Origin of the sequence: Pantoea sp. USHLN298 (assembly GCF_037149395.1) — a bacterium.
In the GTDB taxonomy this organism is placed as follows: Bacteria; Pseudomonadota; Gammaproteobacteria; order Enterobacterales; family Enterobacteriaceae; genus Pantoea; species Pantoea astica.
Map to the genome: position 1 here is coordinate 679240 of NZ_JBBCRO010000002.1, position 22399 is coordinate 701638.

The 22399-nt window shown below is 60.8% G+C and carries 19 protein-coding genes; 2 read left to right on the top strand and 17 right to left on the bottom strand.

Annotated features, from left to right (window positions below):
• Positions 1–8: 8 nt before the first annotated feature.
• From biuH to WFK59_RS07955, 3 genes are read right to left on the bottom strand one after another with little or no spacing between them, the layout of a single operon-like run.
• The gene (gene biuH, locus WFK59_RS07945) at positions 9–695 is read right to left on the bottom strand and encodes a biuret amidohydrolase (protein ID WP_233987769.1); all 687 of its coding nucleotides are present in this window, start codon (positions 693–695) and stop codon (positions 9–11) included.
• Complete coding sequence (locus WFK59_RS07950) at positions 688–1992, bottom strand: purine-cytosine permease family protein (RefSeq protein WP_233987768.1); 1305 nt, start codon at positions 1990–1992, stop codon at positions 688–690. The genes biuH and WFK59_RS07950 overlap by 8 nt, the downstream gene beginning before the upstream one ends.
• Positions 1989–3425, bottom strand: coding sequence for an amidase (locus WFK59_RS07955; protein WP_336755522.1), 1437 nt, complete (start codon positions 3423–3425; stop codon positions 1989–1991). Before WFK59_RS07955 ends, WFK59_RS07950 begins: the two co-directional genes overlap by 4 nt.
• A gap of 377 nt (positions 3426–3802) precedes the next feature.
• Here WFK59_RS07955 and WFK59_RS07960 point away from each other — a divergent pair, with 377 nt between their 5' ends.
• Positions 3803–4372: a hypothetical protein gene (locus WFK59_RS07960; protein ID WP_336755523.1), complete on the top strand. Its 570-nt coding sequence runs from the start codon at positions 3803–3805 to the stop codon at positions 4370–4372.
• On the top strand, positions 4356–4562 hold the full coding sequence (locus WFK59_RS07965; protein WP_233987765.1) for a hypothetical protein: 207 nt from the start codon (positions 4356–4358) through the stop codon (positions 4560–4562). Before WFK59_RS07960 ends, WFK59_RS07965 begins: the two co-directional genes overlap by 17 nt.
• Positions 4563–4679: 117 nt before the next feature.
• Here the strand turns inward: WFK59_RS07965 and WFK59_RS07970 are convergent, their stop codons facing one another.
• The 14 genes from WFK59_RS07970 to WFK59_RS08035 all read right to left on the bottom strand — a co-directional run bounded on the left by WFK59_RS07970 (position 4680) and on the right by WFK59_RS08035 (position 22239).
• Positions 4680–5522, bottom strand: a complete 843-nt coding sequence (locus WFK59_RS07970; RefSeq protein WP_336755524.1) for an oxidoreductase — start codon at positions 5520–5522, stop codon at positions 4680–4682.
• 106 nt (positions 5523–5628) lie between these two features.
• Positions 5629–7410 carry a thiamine pyrophosphate-requiring protein gene (locus WFK59_RS07975; RefSeq protein WP_336755525.1) on the bottom strand — a complete coding sequence of 594 codons (1782 nt, stop codon included), beginning with the start codon at positions 7408–7410 and terminating at the stop codon, positions 5629–5631.
• 62 nt (positions 7411–7472) lie between these two features.
• A complete protein-coding gene (locus WFK59_RS07980) occupies positions 7473–9431 on the bottom strand; it encodes a hydantoinase B/oxoprolinase family protein (protein WP_233987762.1) in 1959 nt (652 codons plus the stop codon).
• Between the two features lies 1 nt (position 9432).
• The gene (locus WFK59_RS07985; RefSeq protein WP_336755526.1) at positions 9433–11478 is read right to left on the bottom strand and encodes a hydantoinase/oxoprolinase family protein; all 2046 of its coding nucleotides are present in this window, start codon (positions 11476–11478) and stop codon (positions 9433–9435) included.
• Positions 11479–11496: 18 nt separating this feature from the next.
• Positions 11497–11943, bottom strand: coding sequence for a GNAT family N-acetyltransferase (locus tag WFK59_RS07990; RefSeq protein ID WP_233987760.1), 447 nt, complete (start codon positions 11941–11943; stop codon positions 11497–11499).
• 352 nt (positions 11944–12295) lie between these two features.
• Positions 12296–12808: an Lrp/AsnC family transcriptional regulator gene (locus tag WFK59_RS07995; protein WP_094121843.1), complete on the bottom strand. Its 513-nt coding sequence runs from the start codon at positions 12806–12808 to the stop codon at positions 12296–12298.
• 141 nt (positions 12809–12949) lie between these two features.
• Positions 12950–14266: a 4-aminobutyrate--2-oxoglutarate transaminase gene (gabT, locus tag WFK59_RS08000; protein WP_233987759.1), complete on the bottom strand. Its 1317-nt coding sequence runs from the start codon at positions 14264–14266 to the stop codon at positions 12950–12952.
• A 113-nt stretch (positions 14267–14379) separates the two neighbouring features.
• Positions 14380–15513 carry a M20 aminoacylase family protein gene (locus WFK59_RS08005; protein ID WP_336755527.1) on the bottom strand — a complete coding sequence of 378 codons (1134 nt, stop codon included), beginning with the start codon at positions 15511–15513 and terminating at the stop codon, positions 14380–14382.
• A 1-nt stretch (position 15514) separates the two neighbouring features.
• Positions 15515–16441 carry a 2-hydroxyacid dehydrogenase gene (locus tag WFK59_RS08010; RefSeq protein ID WP_233987757.1) on the bottom strand — a complete coding sequence of 309 codons (927 nt, stop codon included), beginning with the start codon at positions 16439–16441 and terminating at the stop codon, positions 15515–15517.
• Positions 16441–17283 (bottom strand): GNAT family N-acetyltransferase, encoded by an 843-nt coding sequence (locus tag WFK59_RS08015; RefSeq protein WP_336755528.1) that lies wholly within the window; start codon positions 17281–17283, stop codon positions 16441–16443. Before WFK59_RS08015 ends, WFK59_RS08010 begins: the two co-directional genes overlap by 1 nt.
• Before the next feature lie 9 nt (positions 17284–17292).
• A complete protein-coding gene (locus WFK59_RS08020) occupies positions 17293–18624 on the bottom strand; it encodes an NAD(P)/FAD-dependent oxidoreductase (protein WP_233987755.1) in 1332 nt (443 codons plus the stop codon).
• 149 nt (positions 18625–18773) lie between these two features.
• Entirely contained in the window at positions 18774–20438 is a 1665-nt protein-coding gene (locus WFK59_RS08025; RefSeq protein ID WP_336755529.1) for an ABC transporter ATP-binding protein, read from the bottom strand.
• Positions 20435–21286, bottom strand: coding sequence for an ABC transporter permease (locus WFK59_RS08030; RefSeq protein WP_233987753.1), 852 nt, complete (start codon positions 21284–21286; stop codon positions 20435–20437). The genes WFK59_RS08025 and WFK59_RS08030 overlap by 4 nt, the downstream gene beginning before the upstream one ends.
• The gene (locus WFK59_RS08035; RefSeq protein WP_233987752.1) at positions 21283–22239 is read right to left on the bottom strand and encodes an ABC transporter permease; all 957 of its coding nucleotides are present in this window, start codon (positions 22237–22239) and stop codon (positions 21283–21285) included. The genes WFK59_RS08030 and WFK59_RS08035 overlap by 4 nt, the downstream gene beginning before the upstream one ends.
• Positions 22240–22399: the final 160 nt, after the last annotated feature.

Consider the following 22399-nt stretch of genomic DNA (forward strand, 5'->3'; position numbering starts at 1 on the left):
CACAGGCGTTATCCGCCAAGGCTATCCAGCAAGGCTGCCGAACTGGCAACCGCACCAAAAATTCCGCCCTGCATATGGATCATGCTCAGCGCCGCCTCATGATGTCGCCGCTCGGTGGCGGCGCAGCAGTCGGACAGCACCAGACATTCAAATCCGCGGTCGTTGGCCTCCCGCAGCGTGGTGTGCACGCAGACATCGGTGGTGATGCCGGTGAGGATCAAATTGCGGATGTGGCGGCTGCGCAGGATCAGCTCCAGATCGGTGGCGTAAAACGAGCCTTTGCCCGGTTTATCGATCACCACCTCGCCCGGCAACGGCGCCAGCTCCGGGATAATCTCCCAGCCGGGTTCGCCGCGCACCAGAATACGGCCGCACGGCCCGTCATCACCAATGCCCGCCTTCATCCGTCGCGAGCGCCAGTGCTTATTGGCCGGTAAGTCGCTGAGGTCCGGCCGGTGCCCTTCGCGGGTATGAATGATCGGAAACTGCCGGGCGCGCATCGCCGCCAGTACCTGCTGCAACGGCGCAATCGGGGCGCGGGTCAGCGCCACATCGTAGCCCATGGTATCGACATAGCCGCCGACGCCGCAGAAGTCAGTCTGCATATCAATCACCACCAGCGCGGTATCGGCCGGGCTGAAGCCACCGTCAAACGGCCAGGCGTAGGGGGTTGAATTGACGCTGTAATCAGGCATTTTTCTTCTCCATCACCGGTCGCGGCGCACGCACCCGGCTAATCAGGCTGTAACTGAGCGCGGCGGTCACCAGGCCGATCACCGCCTCACCCAACTGCGGAAAGGCCAGATGGGCGATAACTGCACACAGGCTTCCGATCGCCCAGGCCGCAAAGGCGGTAGCGCGAAAACGCTGCGACGGTCGCTGCTCGCTGATTTTCGCCATGAAAATCAGGTCAACAATCATCACTGCACCAAACGGCGGCACCACAATGCCCAGCAGGCTGAGCCAGTCCAGGAAGTAAGACCAGACGCCCGCCAGCGCCAGCGCCCCGCCGATCGCGCCCAGGATCAGCGTCCAGAGGCGCATTTTACTGCTGAACAGATGGCTGAAGCCCACCGCGCCGTTATACAGGCAGTGGGTGCAGACCGAGCCGAGGTTAATAAACACGAACAGACAGGCCACCACCGATAAAAAGGCGCTGTGCCCCATCAGCATCGGCAGAAAGTTGCCGCCGTTGGTCAGCGGATCGACCGCCGCGCCGACCGCAACGATGACCACACCAAACAGATAAGAGATGACGTTCGCCACCGGAAAGGCGGAAAACGCTGCGATCACCGCCGAACGGCCGTTTTTCGACCAGCGGGTAAAGTCGGCGGTCATGGTGCCGGAGTCGGCAAAGCCCGCCACCACCATGGTGACGGCGGTGCCCATACTCATCGCGCCCGCCGCACTGGCGCTGCCCTGCCAGTGAGTCACCGTGCTGAAGTCATGCTGCTGGCCTATCAGCCACAGCGCCACTCCGCCCAGCACCACAAACAGCGGCGCGGCGATCATCCCCAGCACCGACAGCGCACGCACCCCGAGAAAGGTAATGGCGGTATAAAGCACCATGGCAAAGGCGGTGACCGCCAGCGCATTCCAGCCAAAAGTCTGATTGATCACCGTGCCGGTCAGGCCGGTCTGGAAGGCGTACCAGCCAATCACCACCGTTGAGAGAAAACCGGAGACCAGAATGTAACCTTTGCTGCCAAAGGTGCGGCGCGCCTGTAAGGCAAAGTTCATCCCGGTGTTACCGGCGTACCAGCTCAGCGCGCCGACGTAGGCAAACAGCACCAGATTGCCGAGCAGAATGGCGATCAGCGCCGGCCAGAAGCCCAGGTGCCAGGTGATGATGCCGCCAAACAGCGCGTTGGTCAGGATCATCGGGAAACCGAACCAGACCGCCGAGACGGAGCGGGTGGAGTGGCGGTGCGACAGCGGCACCGGCTGATGTTCAAATTCCTGTTCTAATGCAGGCGCAGAAGCATTTTTCATTGGGCGATTCCAGGTTGAAGGTGGTTCCACGGCTGAATGCGCTCGAAAGCCGCGCTGGCAGCCAGCACTAAGGCATCATCAAGATGCCGTCCGACGATTTGCAGCCCCACCGGCAGGCCGCTGGCGGTGAACCCGGCGGGCACCGAGGCCGCAGGCTGGCCGGTGAAGTTGAACGGGAAGCAGAACGACAGCCAGTGATCGCTGCGGACCATGCGGCCATCAATGATTTCCGGTCCCTGCATACCGAGCGTAAACGGCGGCACCGCCAGCGTCGGCGTGATCAGCAGATCGTAGCGCTGCATAAAGCGCCACAGGCTGTTGCTGACCGCTTTGCGGGTGGTAATGGCGTCGGTAAAGGTTTCGGCCCGCCAGTCGCGTTGCAGCATGGCGACCAGGTGCGGCGACATCCGATCGCCCTGCTGTTCCATCATCCTGCGCATCCCACTGAGATCGCTTTCCATCGCCACCAGCGCACCAAAGGCCGCCGAAGGATCGCAAAATCCGGGATCGGCCAGCTCCAGCTCCGCACCGATCTCCTCAGCAAAACGCTGCGCGGCGGCACTGACCACAGCGCGCACCTCGGGATCGACCGCCACGTAACCAAAATCGGCGCTAAAGGCGATGCGCAGTTTTTCGACCGGCTGGCCGGGCGCGCCCAGCCAGTCAACGTCGCTGCAGGGAATGGAGTGGCGATCGCGCATATCCGGGCCCGCCATCAGCGACATCATCAGGGCGGCGTCGCGAACCGTGCGCGTCATCGGGCCAATGTGCTCCAGCGACTCCCAACTGGAGACGCCCGGATAGCGTTCATCGCGGCAGCCGGGCCACAGCGGCACGCGTCCCATTGAGGCTTTGAAACCATATATGCCGCAGTGCGCCGCCGGAATGCGCACCGAGCCGCCGCCATCACTGCCCAGCGCGATTGGACAGAGCCGCGCCGCCACTGCCGCGCCCGATCCGGCACTGGAGCCGCCAGGCGTCCTGGTCAGGTCCCACGGATTGCGCGGCGACGGGAACAGAGGATTGTGTCCGACACCGCTGTACCCAAACTCGGGCGCGGTGGTTTTTCCCAGCAGAATGGCGTCGGCGGCCAGCAGTCGCTCGACCGTAATATCATCGTCTTCAGGTATGAAATCCTGGTATGCCGCCGAACCGGAGGTGGTGCGGACGCTGGCGGTAGAGATCAAATCTTTCACCGCCAGCGGCACGCCCGCCAGCGCACCCAGCGTTTCACCCCGCGCCCGCCGCGCATCCAGCGCCTTCGCCTGTGCCAGCGCAAGGTCCGGCGTCGGAGTACAAAACGCCTGGATATCCGGTTCACGCCGTTCCATCCGCGTCAGCGCCGCCTGGGTCAGTTCGCTGGCCGAGACCTCACCACGGCGGACCAGTGCCGCCAGGGTGGTCGCATCTTCATCTAATAAGGAGTCAAACATGTGAACCTCGCCAAAAGTCTTCCCGATTACTAAGTGCAGAAAGGTGCAGGAAGCGTGCCAGTTAGCGGTGAACAGCGCGGTCTGAAACGGGGATGCCAGATGGAATACGGCCTGGGATACAAGATCGAATTCTTATGATGCCGGACGCGGGTCTCTGTTTATTTTTTCAGCACGATGATGACGCAGGCGTGCGCGATTACGGAGCGCATCACTGAAGTGAAGTGCGGCAAGAGTCGCAAAATGAGGTCGATACGCAGCAACAGCGGCGGTTACCCTGGAATGGGTATCCACATTTTTTATATGGATATTTGACGGAGCCGGGCAGGAGCAGAAGAATCGTTGCTTAAAGATTCACAGGCTGCATACAGGGATGACAAGTGCGCATAGAAGAAGAGATTTTTCTCGAAGATTACAACATCAGGCGAAAAAGGTTTATTTACGATCGCCGTGTTCATCACAGCTACGTGTTTGTTGCCGGTAATGAGACCTACACCGTCATCGTTGGCAATCTGCTGGATGAACAGACTTTTACCCGTATCGGATACCGGATGCCACAAGGCGTCTCCTTTCCGGTTAACGGCCTGGCGGAGGTCTGCTTTGACGTGTTCGATGGTCTGGGGTGCCTGGGCGATTTTCGCCATGTCAGCTTTGCCGGATTAGGTAGTGCTGTCGTTTTAAAAAGCGTAGTACTGGCGTTAATGGCACACAATGAACGTTTCTTTATTGGCGGGTTTGTTTTCCAGGCTGCGTCAGGAAAGATCGTTGACCGCAACCGTCCGACTCCCCTGGAGGAGATCTACGACGCCGTACTTGGGTTAAAAAATGAACTGCGCTACTATCCCCGAACAGGGTTGTCGGAAAAAGCGCCGCAACCTTTAATCCCGGACTGTTTCCGGGCTTATAAAGTCGTGACTACAGGGAGAGCTTGCTATGTCGTTTTACAATAAACACGATGAAATAACCCCTTTGGCTCCGGTCGAAACCCGGTATAAGGAGTTAAGAGCACTATTGATAGCTGAGTGGCTGGCCAATCCCGATCTGCCTGCCATTAAAGCCCAGTTAGCTCAGGCGAGAAAACGCTCCTCCTCTGCCCTGCTGCGCCGCAAGCTGCAAGAACTGAATGCGCGCGAAATGTAGAAAGCTAAGGTACGCGCTTAGTTCCTGAAGGCCCGATAAACGGGCCTTTCCTGTTTTTAACGACTTCAGGCTCACGCGCGCGCGGGCGGCTTTCTGCCACCCGCACAGTAATAAGTTCTACTCAGGAAAATCAGTCTCCACCGACGTCTGTTTCCACGCTTCAATCTGCGCCAGCCGCTCTTTGAGTTTGCTGGTTACCGCCTCATATCCCCATGCGCCCATCACCAGATGGCGTGGCGGATTATCATGCTCGGTAATTGCAATCATGGCCTGCGCCGCACGGGCAGGATCGCCTTTCTGGGTGCCGCTGTATTCGGCGGTAGCTTTCATCCGGGCGGCCGCGGTATCGGCATATTCCGGTAAGGTGCTTGGAGTCTGATGCAGCGAGCGGCCCGCCCAGTCGGTGCGGAACGGTCCCGGCTCCACGCAGGTGACGTGAATGCCCAGCGGACCCGCTTCCTGCGCCAGTGAGTCGGACCAGCCTTCCACCGCATGTTTGCTTGCTGAGTAGTAGCCGGAGCTGGCAAAACCGATAAAACCCGCCACAGAAGTAATGTTGATCACATGACCGCAGCGTGCCTTGCGCATCACAGGGAGCACGGCGCGGGTCAGGGCAAACAGGCCGAATACGTTGGCATCGAACTGCGCGCGGATCGCCTGTTCTTCAGCCTCTTCCACTGAGCTCTGATAACCGTAACCGGCATTATTCACCAGTACGTCAATGGTGCCGAACGCATTCAGCGCAGCCTGCACCGCCTGATCAATACTGGATTGCTGCGTGACATCCAGCGTCACCGCCAGCGCATTGTCATGGCCGTCGACCAGATCGGCAACTTTTGCGGTATCGCGGGCCGTCACCACCACCCTGAAACCGCGCGCGATAGTCTGCTGCGCCAGTTCACGTCCAAAACCGGTAGAACATCCTGAGATAAACCAGACAGGGCTTGTATGAGCCGCCATGTTAAGACTCCCGTTAGTGATGATGAAGAGGGGTATAAACCCGGACGCGAGTGCATCCGGGGAGAGAAGGCTAAGGTTAGCGGTGCGACACTGCCCGATTTAACCCTTAATGCTTTTTATGCAGCAGCTGACTGGCGGTATCACTGATGATTTGCGCCGCGCCACGGTCGCCTTTCGCCATCGACGCCATAAAGGCTTTTGCCTGCTTAAAGGTGATGTGCGGTGGCAGCGGTGCCACTTCCGGATCGGTTTTCACCTCCAGCAGCACCGGACGGTCAGCGCTCAGTGCACGCTGCCAGGCGGCCGCCAGATCGTCAGGGTTATCGACGAAAATACCGATCATGCCCAGCGATTCGGCAAACTTGGCGTATTTCACATCCGGCAACTGCTGCGAGGCGTCAAAGCGCGGATTGCCTTCCATCACCCGCTGCTCCCAGGTCACCTGATTGAGATCCTGATTGTTGAACACGCAGACGATCAATCGCGGGTCGGCCCACTGCTGCCAGTATTTCTGAATGGTGATCAGCTCCGCCATGTTATTCATCTGCATCGCGCCATCCCCAACCAGCGCCACCACCGGTTTTTCCGGATGAGCAAACTTCGCTGCGATGGCGTAAGGCACGGCGGCCCCCATGCAGGCCAGACCGCCCGAGAGCGAAGCGCGTTGTCCCTGTTTGACCCGATAATCGCGGGCGAACCAGTTGGCGCAGGAACCGGAATCGGAGGTAACAATCGCGTTGTCCGGCAACTGCGGTGACATCTCCCACACCACGCGCTGCGGATTGACCGGATTCGCTGGCGCCATCGCGCGCTCTTCCATCAGCGTCCACCAGTCACGCACCTGAACCGCAATATCTTCCTGCCAGCTGCGATCCTGCTTATGCTCCAGCAACGGCAGCAGCGCGCGCAGGGTTTCGGCGGCATCGCCATGCAGATTCACTTCACAGGGATAGCGCAGGCCGAGCATCGCCGGATCGATATCGATTTGTACCGCCCGCGCCTTGCCCTCTTCCGGCAAAAATTCGGTCCACGGGAAGCCGCTGCCAATCATCAGCAGGGTATCGCAGTTTTTCATCAAATCTGACGAGGGTTTGGTGCCGAGCAGGCCGATCGAACCGGTGACAAACGGCGCGTCGTCCGGCAGCACATCTTTGCCCAGCAGCGCTTTCGCGACTCCGGCCCCCAGCACATTGGCGGCCTGCACCACTTCAACCGCCGCGTTGCGTGCGCCTGCACCAATCAGAATCGCCACTTTTTTACCGGCGTTCAGCACGTCGGCGGCCCGTTGCAGATCCGCTTCATACGGCACCACTTTCGGCCGCTGATAGCCGCTGCCTGAATGGGTGAAGCCGTGCAGATGCTGCGGTGCCTGCCACTCTTCATCCTGAATATCTTTAGGGATAATCACCACCGCGACGCCGTTCTGGGCTTTGGCAATGCGTACCCCGCGATCGATCAGGTGTCGTACCTGGGCCGGGGCCGCCGCTTCCTGAACGAAATTCGCCACGTCTGAGAAGACGCGATCCAGATTCATCTCCTGCTGATAACTGGCTCCGCGTGCCGTGGCTTCTGCCTGACCGGCAATCGCCAGCACCGGTGCATGGTCCATTTTGGCGTCATACAGACCGGTCAGCAGATGGGTGGCACCAGGCCCGCCGGTTGACAGGCAGACGCCCATTTCGCCGGTGAATTTGGCGTGACCGGCCGCCATAAAGGCGGCCATCTCTTCGTGGCGCACCTGAATAAACTCGATGCCATCACCCTTTTTGTTGGCGCGCTGGATCGCCCCCAGCACGCCGTTAATGCCGTCGCCAGGGTAGCCATAAATCCGGGTGACGCCCCACTCTTTCAGGCGCTGGACAAAAAAATCACTGGTTTTCATGCTCATCGTCGCGTTTCCCTTGGTTGTCCTTGCAGACTTAAAGCGTAGTAGACGATGGCGCGTTGCCGTTAGTTGTTCGCCATTGCCGGATATCGCTGACGCAAATCACTGAATATCTGCGCCATATCCGCCGTTTCGCCTATTTCTTCCACCGCGCGGAATACCTGGGTTTTCAGGAAGTGCCGCCAGCTGACCGGCGCCGCAGCAAGAAAAACCGTAAGTAAGTGATACCGCTGCGTTGTCCAGAGCGATTCAAAGCGCTGCCGCGCTGCGCCGTGCTCAAAATGCTGGCTCGCCTGCTGTGGCATCGCGGCGCGCAGTCGGGCCGTCGCGGGCTGATCCAGCTGGTTATCGGTGATCACCACGCCATACTGCTGCCGGGCGGCGTCCAGGCTGAGAAAGCCGCAGCGCACATCCTGCAATACCGCTTCCGGATCGCGCTGCGACGGCAAGCCGTAGCCGCCGGCACCCGGCCCGCGCACTTCCACCACATCGCCCGGCTCTGCGCCGATCACATCGGTGTTGCCGTGGTTGATCACCTTCCCGTCGCGCAGCGTGCGAAAACAGGAGAGCGCCCCGCTCTGCCCGCCCATCACGCCTGCCGAGGCAAATACCGAGCGGTTGCGGTTACGCGCGGTAATGGTGGTGTTGGGCGAAAAAATTTCAAACGCCATTTCGGTGGCTAACCCGCCGCGATACTGGCCAGCACCGGCGCTGTCCTGCGCCAGTCCATAGCGGTGGAAGCGAATGGGGACCTCCGCTTCATTGATCTCAATCGGGGTGTTTTTCAGGAACGCGGAGAGGCCGCCCGAGCCATCGGGTCCATCATGTCGCGGCGTGCCGCCCGCGCCACCGCCAACCGGACCGAGCGAGGCGACCACGCTGCGGCTGGCGGTCTGAGTACGGATATTCATGATCGAGTTACCGCCCGGCGAGTTAGCCGGCAGACGGTCCGGCATCGCCAGCGAGAAGACGCCCAGCGTGGCGATCTGCGACAGTGCGCAGGTCAATGAGCGCATACCCACCGCCGCCGGGGCCTCACAGTTCATCACCGTGCCGGGCGGCAATATCGCCCGGGTCGGCCGCAGCGTACCGGCGTTGAGCAGCAGCGAGCGGTCCAGCGTGGAGAGCACATAGGTCACGCCGACCAGCGCCAGCGGATGGCGCTCACGGCCGCCGGTCGGCATATTCAGTGAGGAAGCCAGTTGAGGATCGCTGCCGGTGTAGTCGAGCTCCAGCTGGTCGCCCCTGACCCGCAGCGTAATCGCGATGCGACAGGGATAGCCGCCTTCGCCATCTTCGTCGGCGTAATCGGCATAAAAATAGTCGCCGTCCGGAATGGTGGTGATAATGCTACGCGCCTGTGCTTCGGCGTAATCGAGAATGCCTTCAATGCCCTGCAGGAAATCCTCCACGCCAAAGCGGGCGATAATGTCGTGAATTTTGCGCTCACCGACGTTCACCGACGCCAGTTGTGCTTTGAAATCGCCCCAGTTCTGATCCGGAGCCCGCACGTTAAGCCGCATGATGCGCGCCACATCGCCGTTCAGTACGCCATTGCTGACGATCTTCAGCGGCGGGATGCGAATCCCCTCCTGCACGATGTCGGTCAGCGAACGCGACAGCGAGGCCGGCACCGCGCCGCCGACATCGGTGTTATGGATGTGCCCGACCACGAAGCAGACAATCTCGCCCTGATGAAACACCGGTTTCCAGATATGGATATCGGGCGAGTGAGTCGCGACGTTACCGGCGTAGGCATCGTTGGTGATGCAGATATCGCCCTCGGCGTAATCCGCAATCAGCGCCAGCACCGGCGCATAGTCGATGCCGCTGTACCAGGGCGCGCCGAAACTGCGTGGTGAGGCGAAGGCCAGGCCGTCACGGCTGACGATCTGGCAGGAGAAATCTTCAGTCTCTTTTACAAAGGTTGAGTGCGCGGTGCGCATCAGGGTAAACGCCATTGCATCGGCGGCCGCCGCGCAGTAGTTGGCGAGGATCTGCAGGTTACGTCCGTCAATTGCCATATTACGCCTCACTCGCAGTGATCAGCAGGTTGCCAAAAGGGTCGACATTGACCCACATGCCGGGCGGCACGCAGGTGGTGCAATCATCCTGAGCGACGATCACCGGGCCGGTGAGCCGATGCCCGGCACGCAGTTCCGACCGCAGCACCACATCCACCTGATGCCATGCGCCATCGATCCAGGCGTCTGCCTGCTTCAGCACCGCAGCCGGTTCGGTGGCCACCGGCAGACGATTGATCGCCGGTTTCGGGGTGGGCGAAGCGATCACCAGCCGCAGATTGATCAGCTGTACCGGCGCTTCCGGGTCGCAGTGACCAAACATCTGCTGATGCTGGGCGTCAAACGCCTGATGCAGCGCCGTAACGTCAGCCGTCGCCAGCCAGTTCGCCTCCAGCGGCACTTCAATTTCAAACGACTGGCCGCGATAGCGCATGTCGGCGCTGAATTGCAGCTGGTACGGCATCTCGCTGCCGTGCTCCTGCGCCAGCCAGCCGCAGGCACGTTGCTGTAACGCCTGCGCTTCGCTGGCTAAGGTGTCGGCCAGCGCTGGCGTCAGGTCACTGTAGAGGGTGCGGATAAAGTCATTGCGGATATCCGCCACCAGCCCGCCGAGCGCCGAGAGAACGCCTGGCGTAAGCGGCACGATAACGCCTTTCATGTTCAGCTCGCGGGCCAGGAAACAGCCCATCATCGGCCCTGCGCCGCCAAAGGCGAGGAACCAGAATTCACGCGGATCGAGGCCAAAACGGGAGAGCAAGCCGCTGGTATCGCTGTACATGCTGGAGATCGCCAGCTGGATGGCGGTCTCTGCCGTTTCCTGCACCGTCACATTGAGCCTGTCCGCCAGCGGTTGCCAGGCCGCACGAGCGGCGGCCACATCCACGCTTACCGCGTTGTAGCCGAGCGCGCCGTGCCCCATCATGCCGCAGGCGGCAAAGGCATCGGTAGCGGTAGGCTGGGTGCCGCCGCGCTGGAAGCAGACCGGTCCCGGCAGTGATCCGGCGCTGTCCGGTCCCATCTGCAGCACGCCCTGGCCATCAATCCACGCCAGCGAGCCGCCGCCCTGCCCGACCGAGGTCACCGCCACCGACGGAATAAAGATCGGAAAATCACCGATGATTTCGCCGTTGCCCTGCGCCACCTTGCCATCGACGATCACCGCCACGTCGGCACTGGTGCCGCCGATGTCGAGGCTGAGAATTTTGTCAAAGCCGCAGGCGCTGGCGAGATAACTGGCACCGATGACTCCTGATGCGGTACCGGAGAGCACCATCTGTACGCATTCGCGTTTCGCCTGCTCAAGGCCCATGACGCCGCCATTTGATTTGGTAATGCGCGGCGGTGGTTTCACCCCAAGGCGATGCAGCGCCTGCTCAAAGGATTCGAGATAGTTGATCACCATCGGCTGAACGTAGGCGTTAATGGTGGCGGTGATGGTGCGCTCATATTCGCGGATGATTGGCCAGATGTCGGCCGAACAGGAGGTCAGCAGCTCCGGGGCCACTTCGTCGATAATCGCTTTCACTGCGGCTTCATTGTGCCGGTTGCGGTAGCTGTGCAGCAGCGAGACCACAATGCCCTGACAGCCCGCCGCCCGCGCCTGCTCTATCGCATCCAGCACGCTCTGGCGATCGACCGCTTGCAGCACGTTGCCGTAACAGTCGCTGCGTTCGCGGATGGCAAACACCCGATCGCGGCTAATCAGCGGCGCGGGACGCCGCGAAAAGAGATCGTGGATATGCGGGATTTTCAGGCGCGCCAGCTCCAGCACATCGCAGAAGCCTTCAGTCGCAAACAGCGCCAGCCGCACGCCGCGCCGCTGGATCACCGCATTAATCCCGACCGTGGTGCCGTGGGTAAAATAGCCAATCTCTGCCGGTTCAATGCCATCGCGCTGCTGAAACTGCGTCAGCCCGGTGACGATTTCGCTGCCCGGTTGATCCGGGCGCGACAGGACTTTAAGGGTATGAATCTGATTGGTTTGCTGATCGAGCACGGCGAAATCGGTAAAAGATCCGCCAATATCCACGCCAACGCGGTATCGCATCTCAGGTTAACTCCAGGGTCAGGAGGGAGGAAATTCCATCAGCGTCTGTGGATCCTGCACCACACGCCAGCCGAGTCGCTGGTAGACCTGATGGGCATCACGGGTTGACAGCATCCAGCGGTGCACCGTTTGCAGTTCGGGATGTTCACGGACGCAGGTCGCCAGCCAGCTACCCAGCCCGTGCCCGCGCCAGTTCTCATCGATCATCACATCGCACAGCCAGCCAAAACGGGTGTAGTCCGTGATCAGCCGGGCAAAACCGATCTGCGCCTGCTGGTGATAGAGGCCAAACGGCAATGAACCGGCAATCGCCCGCTCAGTTTTGGCCCGTGGCTGGCCCTGCGCCCAGTAGGACTTTTCCGCCAGCTGGTGGTGGACCCAGTCGAGGTCGAGCCGCTGACGTGCGGTGGAGACGGTAAATGCATCACGCTGCCATTGCTGGTCAGCAATCACGAATGAGCTCATGACAACTCCTTGTATCGGTTGAAATCAGTGTAAAAGGGTTTGCGGAACGGTTAAGACTGTAGCGCGTATCAGAAGGGGTTTTAGCGGCTGAATTTCAGCGGGGAATGAAATTTTATGCTGCGGGCGGTTGTGTTTGGTGGCGAGCCGGGTCAGCGGTGTCGCCGCTGCGCGCCAGCGTCGTCAAAACGGGCTGAGGTGGCGGGCATACAGACGGCGGTGAATCAAGTTTGGAGGCAGGCAGTGCGGGCTAAAGCAGATGAGTGACGGTAAACAGCACGGGGAAAACGGCTCCAGCACTCGCCCCCTTCCCCGTGTTGAGGGAAGGCGGGAATAAGCGACCAGAGGCCGCCCGTCAGACACCAAACTCGACCGAGTTCTGTTTGCTGATCAGCGAGCGCAACGGCACGCTGCTTTTCATGATCGGTGATTTAATGACGATATAGCTGAAGTACTTATCGATGCCGATCTGGGCGTCAAGCATCTTCTCAATCACTTCCTGGTAATGCTCAATACTGCGGGTTATAAAACGCAGCAAATAGTCATAGCCGCCGGTGATCAGATGGCACTCCATCAGCTCATCGACGTCGCGCATCGCACTTTCAAATTTCATAAAGTCTTCGCGGCGATGACCGGAGAGGGTCACTTCGGTAAATACCGTCACCGAATCGGTGATGCGCGTGAGGTTGATGTGCGCTTCATAGCCGGTGATAAAGCCCGCCTGTTCCAGGCGCTTGACCCGTTGCAGACAGGGGCTGGGGGAAAGGCCTACAGCATCGGCGAGGTTAACGTTGCTGATACGGCCATCTTTCTGGAGTTGCACCAGAATGTTGATGTCGATGCGGTCGAGTTTCATTAAGCCGTTCATAGCACCCCTCATTGTTAATCAAATGTGCAGAACCTCCCGAAGATATAACACGCTTTACGGTAAACGCGCCAGCGCTAAGCAGTGGTTATACCAGCGGGAGGTTTTCAAATTACTCCAACAATATCAATGAGGAAGCTGACTTTACCCTAACCGCCCGGTGGCGCGGGCCAGCGCAATATCGAAGATATGCAGCGCTTCTTCCAGTTGCGAGTCAGTGGTCACCAGCGGTGCCAGGAAACGGATGGTATTACGATGCAGCCCGCACTTAATCAGCAGCAGACCTTCCTGGCAGGCGCTGTCGAGAATCTTCTGGGTCAGGGCTGCATCGGGCCGCCCGGTTTCAAAGTCCAGAATCTCAACCGCCTGCATAAAGCCAACACCGCGCACATCGCCAATGCAGGCATATTTATCCGCCAGCTGGCGCAAACGCGCATTGAGCTGTTCGCCGAGCTGGCAGGAACGCTGCAACAGATTCTCCTGTTCGAACAGGTCCAGTACCGCCAGCGCCGCAGCACAGGCCAGCGCATTGCCGCCATAGGTGCCGCCGAGTCCGCCAGGCGTGGGGGCATCCATGATCTCTGCCCGCCCGACAACGCCGGAAATCGGCAGACCGCCGCCCAGGCTTTTCGCCAGCGTGACTAAATCCGGTTTGATCCCCAGCTGCTGGAAAGCGAACATCGTGCCGGTACGCCCGAAGCCGGACTGGATCTCATCACAGATCAGCAGAATGCCATGCTGGCTGGTGATACGACGCAGCGCCTGCATAAATGCCGGACCCGCGGGCAGGAAGCCGCCGTCACCCTGTACCGGCTCGATGATGATCGCCGCGACCCGCTCCGGCAGAATCTGTACCGCGAACAGCTGATCCAGTGCCTTCAGGCAGTCCGCTTCGGTGATACCGTGCAGCGGGTTCGGGAAAGGCACACGGTAAATGTCACCCGGGAACGGACCAAAATTCTGTTTATAGGGCGCAGACATGCCGGTCAGGGTTACGCCCAGCAGCGTACGGCCATGAAAAGCGCCATCAAAGGCGATAATGCCGGGGCGCTGGGTATGGGAACGGGCGATTTTCACCGCATTTTCTACCGCTTCGGCGCCGCTGGTGAAGAAGACGCTTTTATAGGCCTCATCTCCGCCCACCAGCTTGTTCAGCCGCTGGGCCAGCGTGATGTAGCCCGGATAGGCGACCACCTGAAAACAGGCGTGGGAAACCATGCCCAGCTGACGGGTGACGGCATTGACCACCGCCGGATGATTATGACCGACATTCAGCACGCCGATACCGCCAACGAAGTCGAGATAGCGATTGCCTTCCACATCCCACACTTCGCTGCCTTTCGCGCGTTCGATCACCAACGGATGTGCGGTGACCACGCCACGCGGCACGTTCTGCTCGCGTGCATCCAGTAACAGGCTGTTATCGGAGTATGCTTGCTGCTCTGCCATGACATTCTGCATTTTAAACCCTCATCCACGTAACGTTCGGTTGGCTCAAGTATCGCAACCCGTTGGTTTCTTACGCTGCCGTAATTCCGCAGGCAGCGGCATTTCCTGTCAAAATCCTGCGGCTTTCAGCAGGGAAATTTCTCTGCCAGCGCCTGTTGAATCAGCGCGACAAACACCTGGATACCATGCGGGATCAGCGCGTCGTTGAAGTCATAGGCCGCATGATGCAGCGGCTTGCTGGGTGCCGAGCCCAGCCACAGGTAAGCGCCGGGACGCGCCTGCAACATAAAGGCGAAATCTTCTGAGGTGAGCGCGGGCTGCGGCGCGAGGTCGGCCGGAATACCCGCCTGGCTGAGCGCCTGCAAACAAAACTGCGCTTCAGCGGCGCTGTTGATGGTCGCCGGGTAGTAGCGGTGATAGCTGACCTCGGCGCGCAGGCCGTGCGCGGCGGTAATGTGTTCTGCCATCTGGCGCAGCCGTGCTTCCAGCGTTGCCTGTGCCGCCGGATTGAAGGTGCGAACCGTGCCGGTCAGGCTGGCTTCAGCCGGGATCATATTGTGTGAGAAGCCGCCCTGCATACGGGTCACGGTTAACAGCCCGGTTTCGCAGGGGTCGAGCGCCCGCGCCACCAGCGTATTGAGCTGCACCACCAGTTCACTGGTTGCCAGCAGGGTATCGCGCGTCAGGTGGGGCTGTGCCGCATGGCCGCCCTCGCCGATCACCCGGATGTCGAAGCGGTCGGCTGCCGCCATAATCGGACCAGGTCGGGTTTGTACCCTGCCCAGCGGCAGTTCCGGCCAGTTGTGGATCGCGTAGACCGCGTCACAGGGAAAACGGCTGAATAATCCGTCGTCGATCATCGCCTTCGCCCCGGCCAGCCCCTCTTCCGCGGGCTGGAAAATAAAGCAGACGCTGCCATCAAATGAGATATCGCGCGCCAGCACTTCCGCCGCGCCCAGCAGCATCACGGTGTGACCATCGTGACCGCAGGCGTGACTCACCTGTTCCACCTGACTTTTCCACGCCGCATCACCCTGATCCTGCATCGGCAGCGCATCCATATCAGCACGCAGACCGATCATCCGTGTGCTGCTACCCTTTTTCAGCACCCCGACAACGCCGGTTTTACCGATGCCGCGATGCACCTCAATGCCGAGTTGATGCAGAAAGGCGGCCACGATATCGCTGGTGCGCTGCTCGTTAAACCCGGTTTCCGGATGGGCGTGCAGATCGCGACGCAGCGCGACTAAATGATCCATCTTAATATCCTCGCGAACGGTCAATCAGCCCGTGCAGCGGCTCCCCGCGCTGATAGCGACGCAGGTTATCCAGCAGGGCAGCAATGGCGCTCTCGTTTTGGGTCTGGCTGGCGATGTGCGGCGTCAGCCAGATCGCCGGATGGTGCCAGAAGGGATGATCCGCCGGTAAGGGTTCGGGATCGGTGACGTCAATCACCGCCGCGCGCAGCTGACCACTCTTCAGCGCCAGCAGCAGATGGTCGTGATTCAGCTGCGGCCCGCGGCCCGCCTGAACCAGCGCGGCACCATAAGGCAGCTGATTGAACAGCGTGCTATTGAGCAAGCCGTGAGTGGTGGTGGTGAGCGGCAACAGGCAGACCAGGATGTCGCTGTGCGCCAGAAAATCGGCCAGCTGGTCATCGCCGTGCCAGCAGCGGACGCCAGCGCACTGTCGTGGCGTCCGGCTCCAGCCCGCGCAATCAAAGCCCAGCGCCACCAACTGCCGCAACGCCGCCTGGCCCAGTTCGCCCATTCCCATTACCCCAACCCGACGCTGCGCGGCGGGCAGCGCACTGTGCGCCAGCCACTGCTGCTGGCGTTGCTGCTGCAAATAGCGCGGCATATCACGATGCAGGCCGAGCACCGAAAAGGTGACATATTCGACCATGCCCTGGGTCAGCCCCGGTTCAATCATCCTGACCACCGGCAAATCGGCCGGCAGAGCATTGAGGTCAAACTGATCGGCACCGGCACCCACCGAGAACAGCAGCTTCAGATTGGGAAAACAGGCGGTGATATCGGCGGGCGGCTGCCAGGCGATCAGCGCATCCACCCGATCCGGCTCGCCGGTTTCCGGCCAGATATGCAGCTGAATATCGGGTGCCTGCTGCGCCAGCCAGCGCTGCCACAGCCGGCCGCGTTCCGGCTCAGATTTATAGACTATCTGCATCAGGCCATCGCCTGCGTCATCAGGCCAAACGCCTGCATGTTCTGCGGCGTCCACGGCGTTCCGCGTACCATGGTGGTCGGCGCGTCAACCTGTTCCAGCCCCAGCGTGCTGAGCCAGCCTGCCAGCGGCAGAGTCGCCTCGGTATCTATGCGCAGAAATTCTCCCTCTACTCCCTGCATCAGCGCGGCGACCAGCGCCTGCGCCACCGGAAAATCATCGGCGATGATCGGGCCAATCGCCCAGCCGTGACCAAAGCGGCGCAGGCTGGCGAAACCGTGGATTTGCTGGTCAGCATCCTGCATCAGCAGGGTCTGCGTGTCGCTGAGCAGGTGATCAAACAGCGCCGGACGGTGCATCCCGTGCGCCTGGTAATCCAGCGCCACCAGCGATGAATGGTCGGCCCCGGTGGCGCGACGCAGTTCCAGTCCGGCAGGCAGCTGGATCGACGGTACCGTCGCCAGTGCGCGGGTCTGATGCTGGCGGATCTCACCGCAGCTGACAAACCCGAGCTTTTCATACAGCCCCTTGCCCATTTCCGTTGCATGCAGGCGCACATTGTAGCCGGGCAGCTTTTCCAGTTGCGCCAGCATCAGCTGTTTGCCGAGACCTCGTCCCTGCTGCTGATTGTCGACGATCACCAGGCCGATGGTGGCCGCCTGTTCGCCCCAGCGCCACAGCACCGCACTGGCGATCAGTTTGCCCTGCTCCTCTATCACCGTGCCCTCACCTAACTGCAACGCCAGTTGCCAGTCTTCGCGGCGATGCGGCCATTTCAGCGCCTGGGTCATCGCGTAGCAGGTATCAAGGTCGTCTGCCGTCATTGCACGTAGCGTTATGCTCATGGAGTCTCCTTACATCATGCCGGGGGTTTCGAGTCCGCTGCCGTCGACCAGACGGCTGTAGCGGTAAGGTCTGGGATCAACGATTGGGGTGGCGTCGGTGGCGAGGTCGGCAGCCAGCCGTCCGGCGCCCGGTCCGATGCCGAAGCCGTGTGCGCTGTAGCCGGCAGATAACACCAGGCCAGGCAGTTTCGCCACCGTCGAGATCACCGGAATCGCGTCCGGGGTACTGTCGATCATGCCGCCCCACGACTGGGCCAGCTTCAGATTTGCCAGCGCCGGGTATTCACGGCGCATTGCAGCCAGCCCCTCTTCAACAATGTGCGCATCCGCCGCCGGATCGAGAATCCGCATCCGTTCGAACGGCGACATGCGATCAAATTCCCAGCGTCCCATCGCTTCCGGGCCGTTGAAGAACGGCGTGATACCGAGATTCAGGGTGAGATTTTTCCGCCGGCTTTTAAAGGTCGGATAGAACTGGCGGGCATAGCGCAGCCCCTGCGCGCCTGGCTCCAGCCGTCCGCGTCCGGAGACCGACACGGTGTAGCTGCCGTCCAGCTGTGGCCGGCAGGCGAAGCCCGGCGTATAGAGCGGCATGGCAATCGCCTGTTCAATCGGCTGGGTGCGAAAGGCGGTGCCGATCACATTGCCCAGCGGCAGATCGATACCGTGACGGCGGCAGAACATCGAGGTCCAGGCACCCGCGGCACAGATCACCCGGCTGGTTTTGATCAGGCCGCGCTCGGTCCAGACGCCGCTGACCTGGCCTGCGGCGATATCCAGCCCGCGCACTGCACACTGCTGAAATACCAGCGCACCGTGCTTCTGCGCGCCGATCACCAGGCCCGGTGCGGCAAGGCGCGGTTCGGCATGGCCATCGGTCGGGGATGAGACACCACCACGCCAGGCGGTGGTGCTGCCAGGCGTCATCGCTTTTGCCTGTTCGGCGGTGAGAATGTCGCTGCGGACGCCGTAGCTTTTCGCCATCTGGCCCCACTTCTCCCACGCGGCGATATCCGCTTCAATTTGGGTGGCGTAGACCAGCCCACTGCGGCGAAAACCGAGCTCTTCACCGGTTTCGGCGTTGAGTTCGCCCCAGCGTTGCAGGGCATAGATGATCAGCGGCAATTCGCGCTCATCACGGTTCTGCTGGCGGCACCAGCCCCAGTTGCGGCTCGACTGCTCTGCCCCCACCAGCCCTTTTTCGATTAACACCACGCTGAGCCCCTGTTTTGCCAGCTCCCAGGTGGCGGCAGCCCCGGCGATACCGGCGCCAATCACCACCACATCGGCGGTCTCCGGAAAGTTTGCACTGTCCTGTACATAACGAATCGGTGCAGGCATAGCATTGCTACCTCTGTTATTGGTTATCAGGCAGGATGCGACCCGATAACGCGGCCACTTCCTGCTTCGCGCCTCTGCCACGACGGGCAGAGGCGTTGTCATATTCTCAGTTGCCTCTTTGCTGCTGCGGGGCGCGTCGCGCCTCAGCCTTACTCCGCTTTCAGCACCTCTTCATGCTCATCCAGCCAGCCCTGCCGCAGTTCCGGCACCGCCCGTTTCAGCCGCTCAAAATAGAGTTCCGTGGTCGGCTTATCGTAGTCGTTGCGCGCCAGCTGAGTGATGATTCGTCCGCTCTTCATCACCACGATTTCATCGCATACTGCGCGTACCGCATGCATATCATGGCTGATAAAGATCACTGACAGGCCGAGTTCACGGCGCAGCTCACTGATTAAGTCCAGCACCGCGGCGGCCACCACGGTATCCAGTGCCGAGGTCACTTCATCGCACAGGATCAGATCCGGTTCAGCCGCCAGCGCCCGTGCCAGATTGACACGCTGCTTCTGCCCGCCGGAGAGCGCCCACGGACGCCGCCACAACACGCTGCGCGGCAATTTGACCAGCTCCAGCAGCTGCCAGAGCCGCTGTTGCCGGGCCGCTCCGCTCAGTCCGTGAAACAGCGTCAGCGGACGCGACAGTATCTGCTCCACGCTGTGCGCCGGATTCAGGGCGGTATCCGCCATCTGGAACACATACTGAATGCGCCGCAGCTCATTGTCAGGGCGTTTTTGCATATCGCCAGCAATGTAGTGACCGTTGAACAAAATATGGCCATGACTCGGCGCATTCAGCCCGGCGATGGCGTGCGCCAGCGTGGTTTTACCGGAACCCGACTCACCAATGATGCCGATGGCCTGCCCCTTCCACAGCTTGAGGTTGATCTCTTCGAGGATGCGCACTTTCGGGTGGCCGTCGCTGTCGCGCGGACCGTAGCCTGCATTCAGGTCGCGTACCTCCAGCAGTGGCTGGACATCGGCCGCGGCCGGACACCAGTTGCTGGGGCGCTCTTTCTGCCGCGCCGCCTCCATCAGCAGGCGGGTATATTCCGCCTGCGGTGCGCCAATCAGATGCGCGGTGGTGCCATACTCCGCCATCTGTCCGCGCAGCAGTACCAGAATCCGATCCGCCATCTGCGCCACCACGGCCAGATCGTGGCTGACGTAAATGGCGGTGACGCCACGCTGTGCCACCACCCGGCGAAACGCTTTCAGCACCTCCACCTGAGTGGTGACGTCCAGCGCGGTGGTCGGTTCGTCGAGGATCACCACGTCCGGATCGCCAATCAGCGCCATCGCCGTCATCAGTCGTTGCAACTGCCCGCCCGAAACCTGATGCGGAAAGCGGTCGCCAATGGTATCCGGATCGGGCAATGCCAGTTCACGAAACAGGCCAATCGCTTTAGCTCTGGCCGCTTTGCGGGTCATGGTGCCGTGGATCACCACCGGCTCGATCACCTGATCAAGAATCTTCATGCCGGGATTGAAGGAGGCGGCGGCGCTCTGGGCAATATACGAGACTTTGTTACCGCGAAACGCGCGCAGCTGGCCCGGTGACAGGCTGTTGACGTCGGTACCCGCTACGTGAATATTGCCTTCGGCGATGCGACAGCCGCTGCGGGCATAGCCCATCAGCGCCATGGCGATGGTGGTTTTCCCCGAGCCGGATTCGCCAATCAGCGCCAGCACTTCGCCCTTCTGAACGGTAAAGTGAATGTCGGAGACCAGATCGATCTCTTCGCCGCGATCGGTCTGCGCGGTAACCCGCAGCTTGTCGACCGATATCACCGGCATTGCAGTATGTGGCGTCACGTTCATGCTCCCTCCTTCGCCAGCGTCATCGGACGCATCGCCTGCAGGCTGTCGATAAACAGGTTGGCCCCGATAGTCAGGCTGGCAATCGCCAGTGCTGGCATCAACACCGCGGGCGAGCCATCAAACAGTCCCTGAATATTTTCACGCACCAGCGTGCCCCAGTCGGCATACGGCGGCTGCACGCCCAATCCGAGGAAACTCAGGCCGCTTAGCAGCAGCACGATGTAGACAAAGCGCAGGCCAAAATCGGTCAGCATCGGGTGCACCATATTGGGCAGAATGTCGTGAATCGCGATGTACCAGCGGCTTTCACCGCGTAACCGGGAAGCACGAACATAATCCATGCTGCGCAGCGTGCTGGCCATAGCGAAAGCGATACGGAACGCGCCGGGCCAGTAGGTGAAGACCGCCGTCAGGATCAGCATCGGCAGTGACGAGCCAAATACCGCGACTATCATCAGCGACAGCACTTTGCCTGGCAGCACCAGCAGCGCATCGTTGACGCGGCCCAGCAGCTCTTCCAGCCAGCGACCGGCGACCGCCGCCAGCAGCGCCAGCAGCGTGCCAATCAGGCTGGCCAGCAGCGCGGCGCTGAGCGCCAGCCCGATCGAGAACTTCGCGCCGTAGAGAATACGGCTCAGCATGTCGCGCCCGAGATAGTCGGTGCCCAGCAGGTTATCGGGCGTCAGTCCGCCCATCAGCGGACCGCCGCCGATATCATCAATGCTGTGCGGTGCCAGCTGGGTGCCGAAGGCGGCCATCAGCAGCCAGAACAGCGACATCAGCAGTCCCAGCCGACCTGACCACGAGAGCGACTGGAAAAAACGGACGGGAAGCAAGAGTCTGTTCATGCGCTTCTCCATTTGGGGTTAAAGGCAATAGTCAGGACATCAGCCGCCAGCAGCAGCACCAGGTAACAGGCAGCAAACAGCATCACGCAGAGCTGCACTACCGGTAGATCGCGGTTACTGACTGCGTCAACCAGCTGGCTGGCGAGGCCGGGATAGCTGAAGATAGTTTCGATAATGATCACCCCGCCGAACAGATAGGAGAGGCTGAGTGAAATAGCGTTAGCAATCGGTCCGACCGCATTCGGCAGCGCGTGACGCAGCACCGCCCGCAGGGGTGAAACCCCTTTCAGCAGCGCCATCTCCAGATAAGGGCTGTCGAGCTGGTTGATGATCGCCGCGCGCGTCATGCGCGCCATCTGCGCCACCAGCACGCAGCACAAGGTCAGCACCGGCAGTGCATAGGCTTTCAGGTAGCTCAGCAGATCGCTGTCCGGGCTGCCGAACGACATCGCCGACACCCAGTGCAGCTTGACGGCAAAGATCAGTACCGCCACCGTTGCCACCAGAAACTCCGGTACCGCCACCGTCGCCATGGTGCCGATCACCAGCGCCCGGTCGAGCCGGGTACCGCGATTCATCGCCGCAATGATGCCGATGATCAGGGCCAGCGGCACGCAGATCAGGGTGGTGATCGCCGCCAGCTCAAAGGTGGCCGGAATGCGCTGCGCCACCAGCTGCGAGACCGGCAGATGGCTGGCAAACGAGGTACCAAAGTCACCCTGTACCATGCCCGCCAGCCAGCTGAAGTAGCGCATCAGCAGCGGCTGATCCAGGCCCAGCTGCTGACGTAACGCTGCCACCGTCTCCGGCGTGGCGTTCTGTCCAAGGATCATCTGCGCCGCATCGCCTGGCAGCAGGCTGGTGATAAAAAACACCACCGCCGAGACGATAAGTAAAGTCAGGATGCCGGCACCGACCCGCCGGGCAATCAGGAACATCATGTATCGGTTCATCGGCGTACTCCTTATTACGAGCCTGGCCCACCAGGCGTAATTGTTGCTGGCAGTCCGGACACGGACTGCGCGGAACAACCGGAACGTACACGTAGTACGTGTGGATGGTGATCACTGCCCAGCGTCAGACAGACCCATAAAATCGTCTGACTGGATAGGC

Bases quoted from the DNA above. Each gene is read 5' to 3' on its own strand.
- biuH (WP_233987769.1), bottom strand. From the start codon at position 695: ATGCCTGATTACAGCGTCAATTCAACCCCCTACGCCTGGCCGTTTGAC.
- WFK59_RS07950 (WP_233987768.1), bottom strand. From the start codon at position 1,992: ATGAAAAATGCTTCTGCGCCTGCATTAGAACAGGAATTTGAACATCAG.
- WFK59_RS07955 (WP_336755522.1), bottom strand. From the start codon at position 3,425: ATGTTTGACTCCTTATTAGATGAAGATGCGACCACCCTGGCGGCACTG.
- WFK59_RS07965 (WP_233987765.1), top strand. From the start codon at position 4,356: ATGTCGTTTTACAATAAACACGATGAAATAACCCCTTTGGCTCCGGTC.
- WFK59_RS07970 (WP_336755524.1), bottom strand. From the start codon at position 5,522: ATGGCGGCTCATACAAGCCCTGTCTGGTTTATCTCAGGATGTTCTACC.
- WFK59_RS07975 (WP_336755525.1), bottom strand. From the start codon at position 7,410: ATGAGCATGAAAACCAGTGATTTTTTTGTCCAGCGCCTGAAAGAGTGG.
- WFK59_RS07980 (WP_233987762.1), bottom strand. From the start codon at position 9,431: ATGGCAATTGACGGACGTAACCTGCAGATCCTCGCCAACTACTGCGCG.
- WFK59_RS07985 (WP_336755526.1), bottom strand. From the start codon at position 11,478: ATGCGATACCGCGTTGGCGTGGATATTGGCGGATCTTTTACCGATTTC.
- WFK59_RS07990 (WP_233987760.1), bottom strand. From the start codon at position 11,943: ATGAGCTCATTCGTGATTGCTGACCAGCAATGGCAGCGTGATGCATTT.
- WFK59_RS07995 (WP_094121843.1), bottom strand. From the start codon at position 12,808: ATGAACGGCTTAATGAAACTCGACCGCATCGACATCAACATTCTGGTG.
- gabT (WP_233987759.1), bottom strand. From the start codon at position 14,266: ATGCAGAATGTCATGGCAGAGCAGCAAGCATACTCCGATAACAGCCTG.
- WFK59_RS08005 (WP_336755527.1), bottom strand. From the start codon at position 15,513: ATGGATCATTTAGTCGCGCTGCGTCGCGATCTGCACGCCCATCCGGAA.
- WFK59_RS08010 (WP_233987757.1), bottom strand. From the start codon at position 16,441: ATGCAGATAGTCTATAAATCTGAGCCGGAACGCGGCCGGCTGTGGCAG.
- WFK59_RS08015 (WP_336755528.1), bottom strand. From the start codon at position 17,283: ATGAGCATAACGCTACGTGCAATGACGGCAGACGACCTTGATACCTGC.
- WFK59_RS08020 (WP_233987755.1), bottom strand. From the start codon at position 18,624: ATGCCTGCACCGATTCGTTATGTACAGGACAGTGCAAACTTTCCGGAG.
- WFK59_RS08025 (WP_336755529.1), bottom strand. From the start codon at position 20,438: ATGAACGTGACGCCACATACTGCAATGCCGGTGATATCGGTCGACAAG.
- WFK59_RS08030 (WP_233987753.1), bottom strand. From the start codon at position 21,286: ATGAACAGACTCTTGCTTCCCGTCCGTTTTTTCCAGTCGCTCTCGTGG.
- WFK59_RS08035 (WP_233987752.1), bottom strand. From the start codon at position 22,239: ATGAACCGATACATGATGTTCCTGATTGCCCGGCGGGTCGGTGCCGGC.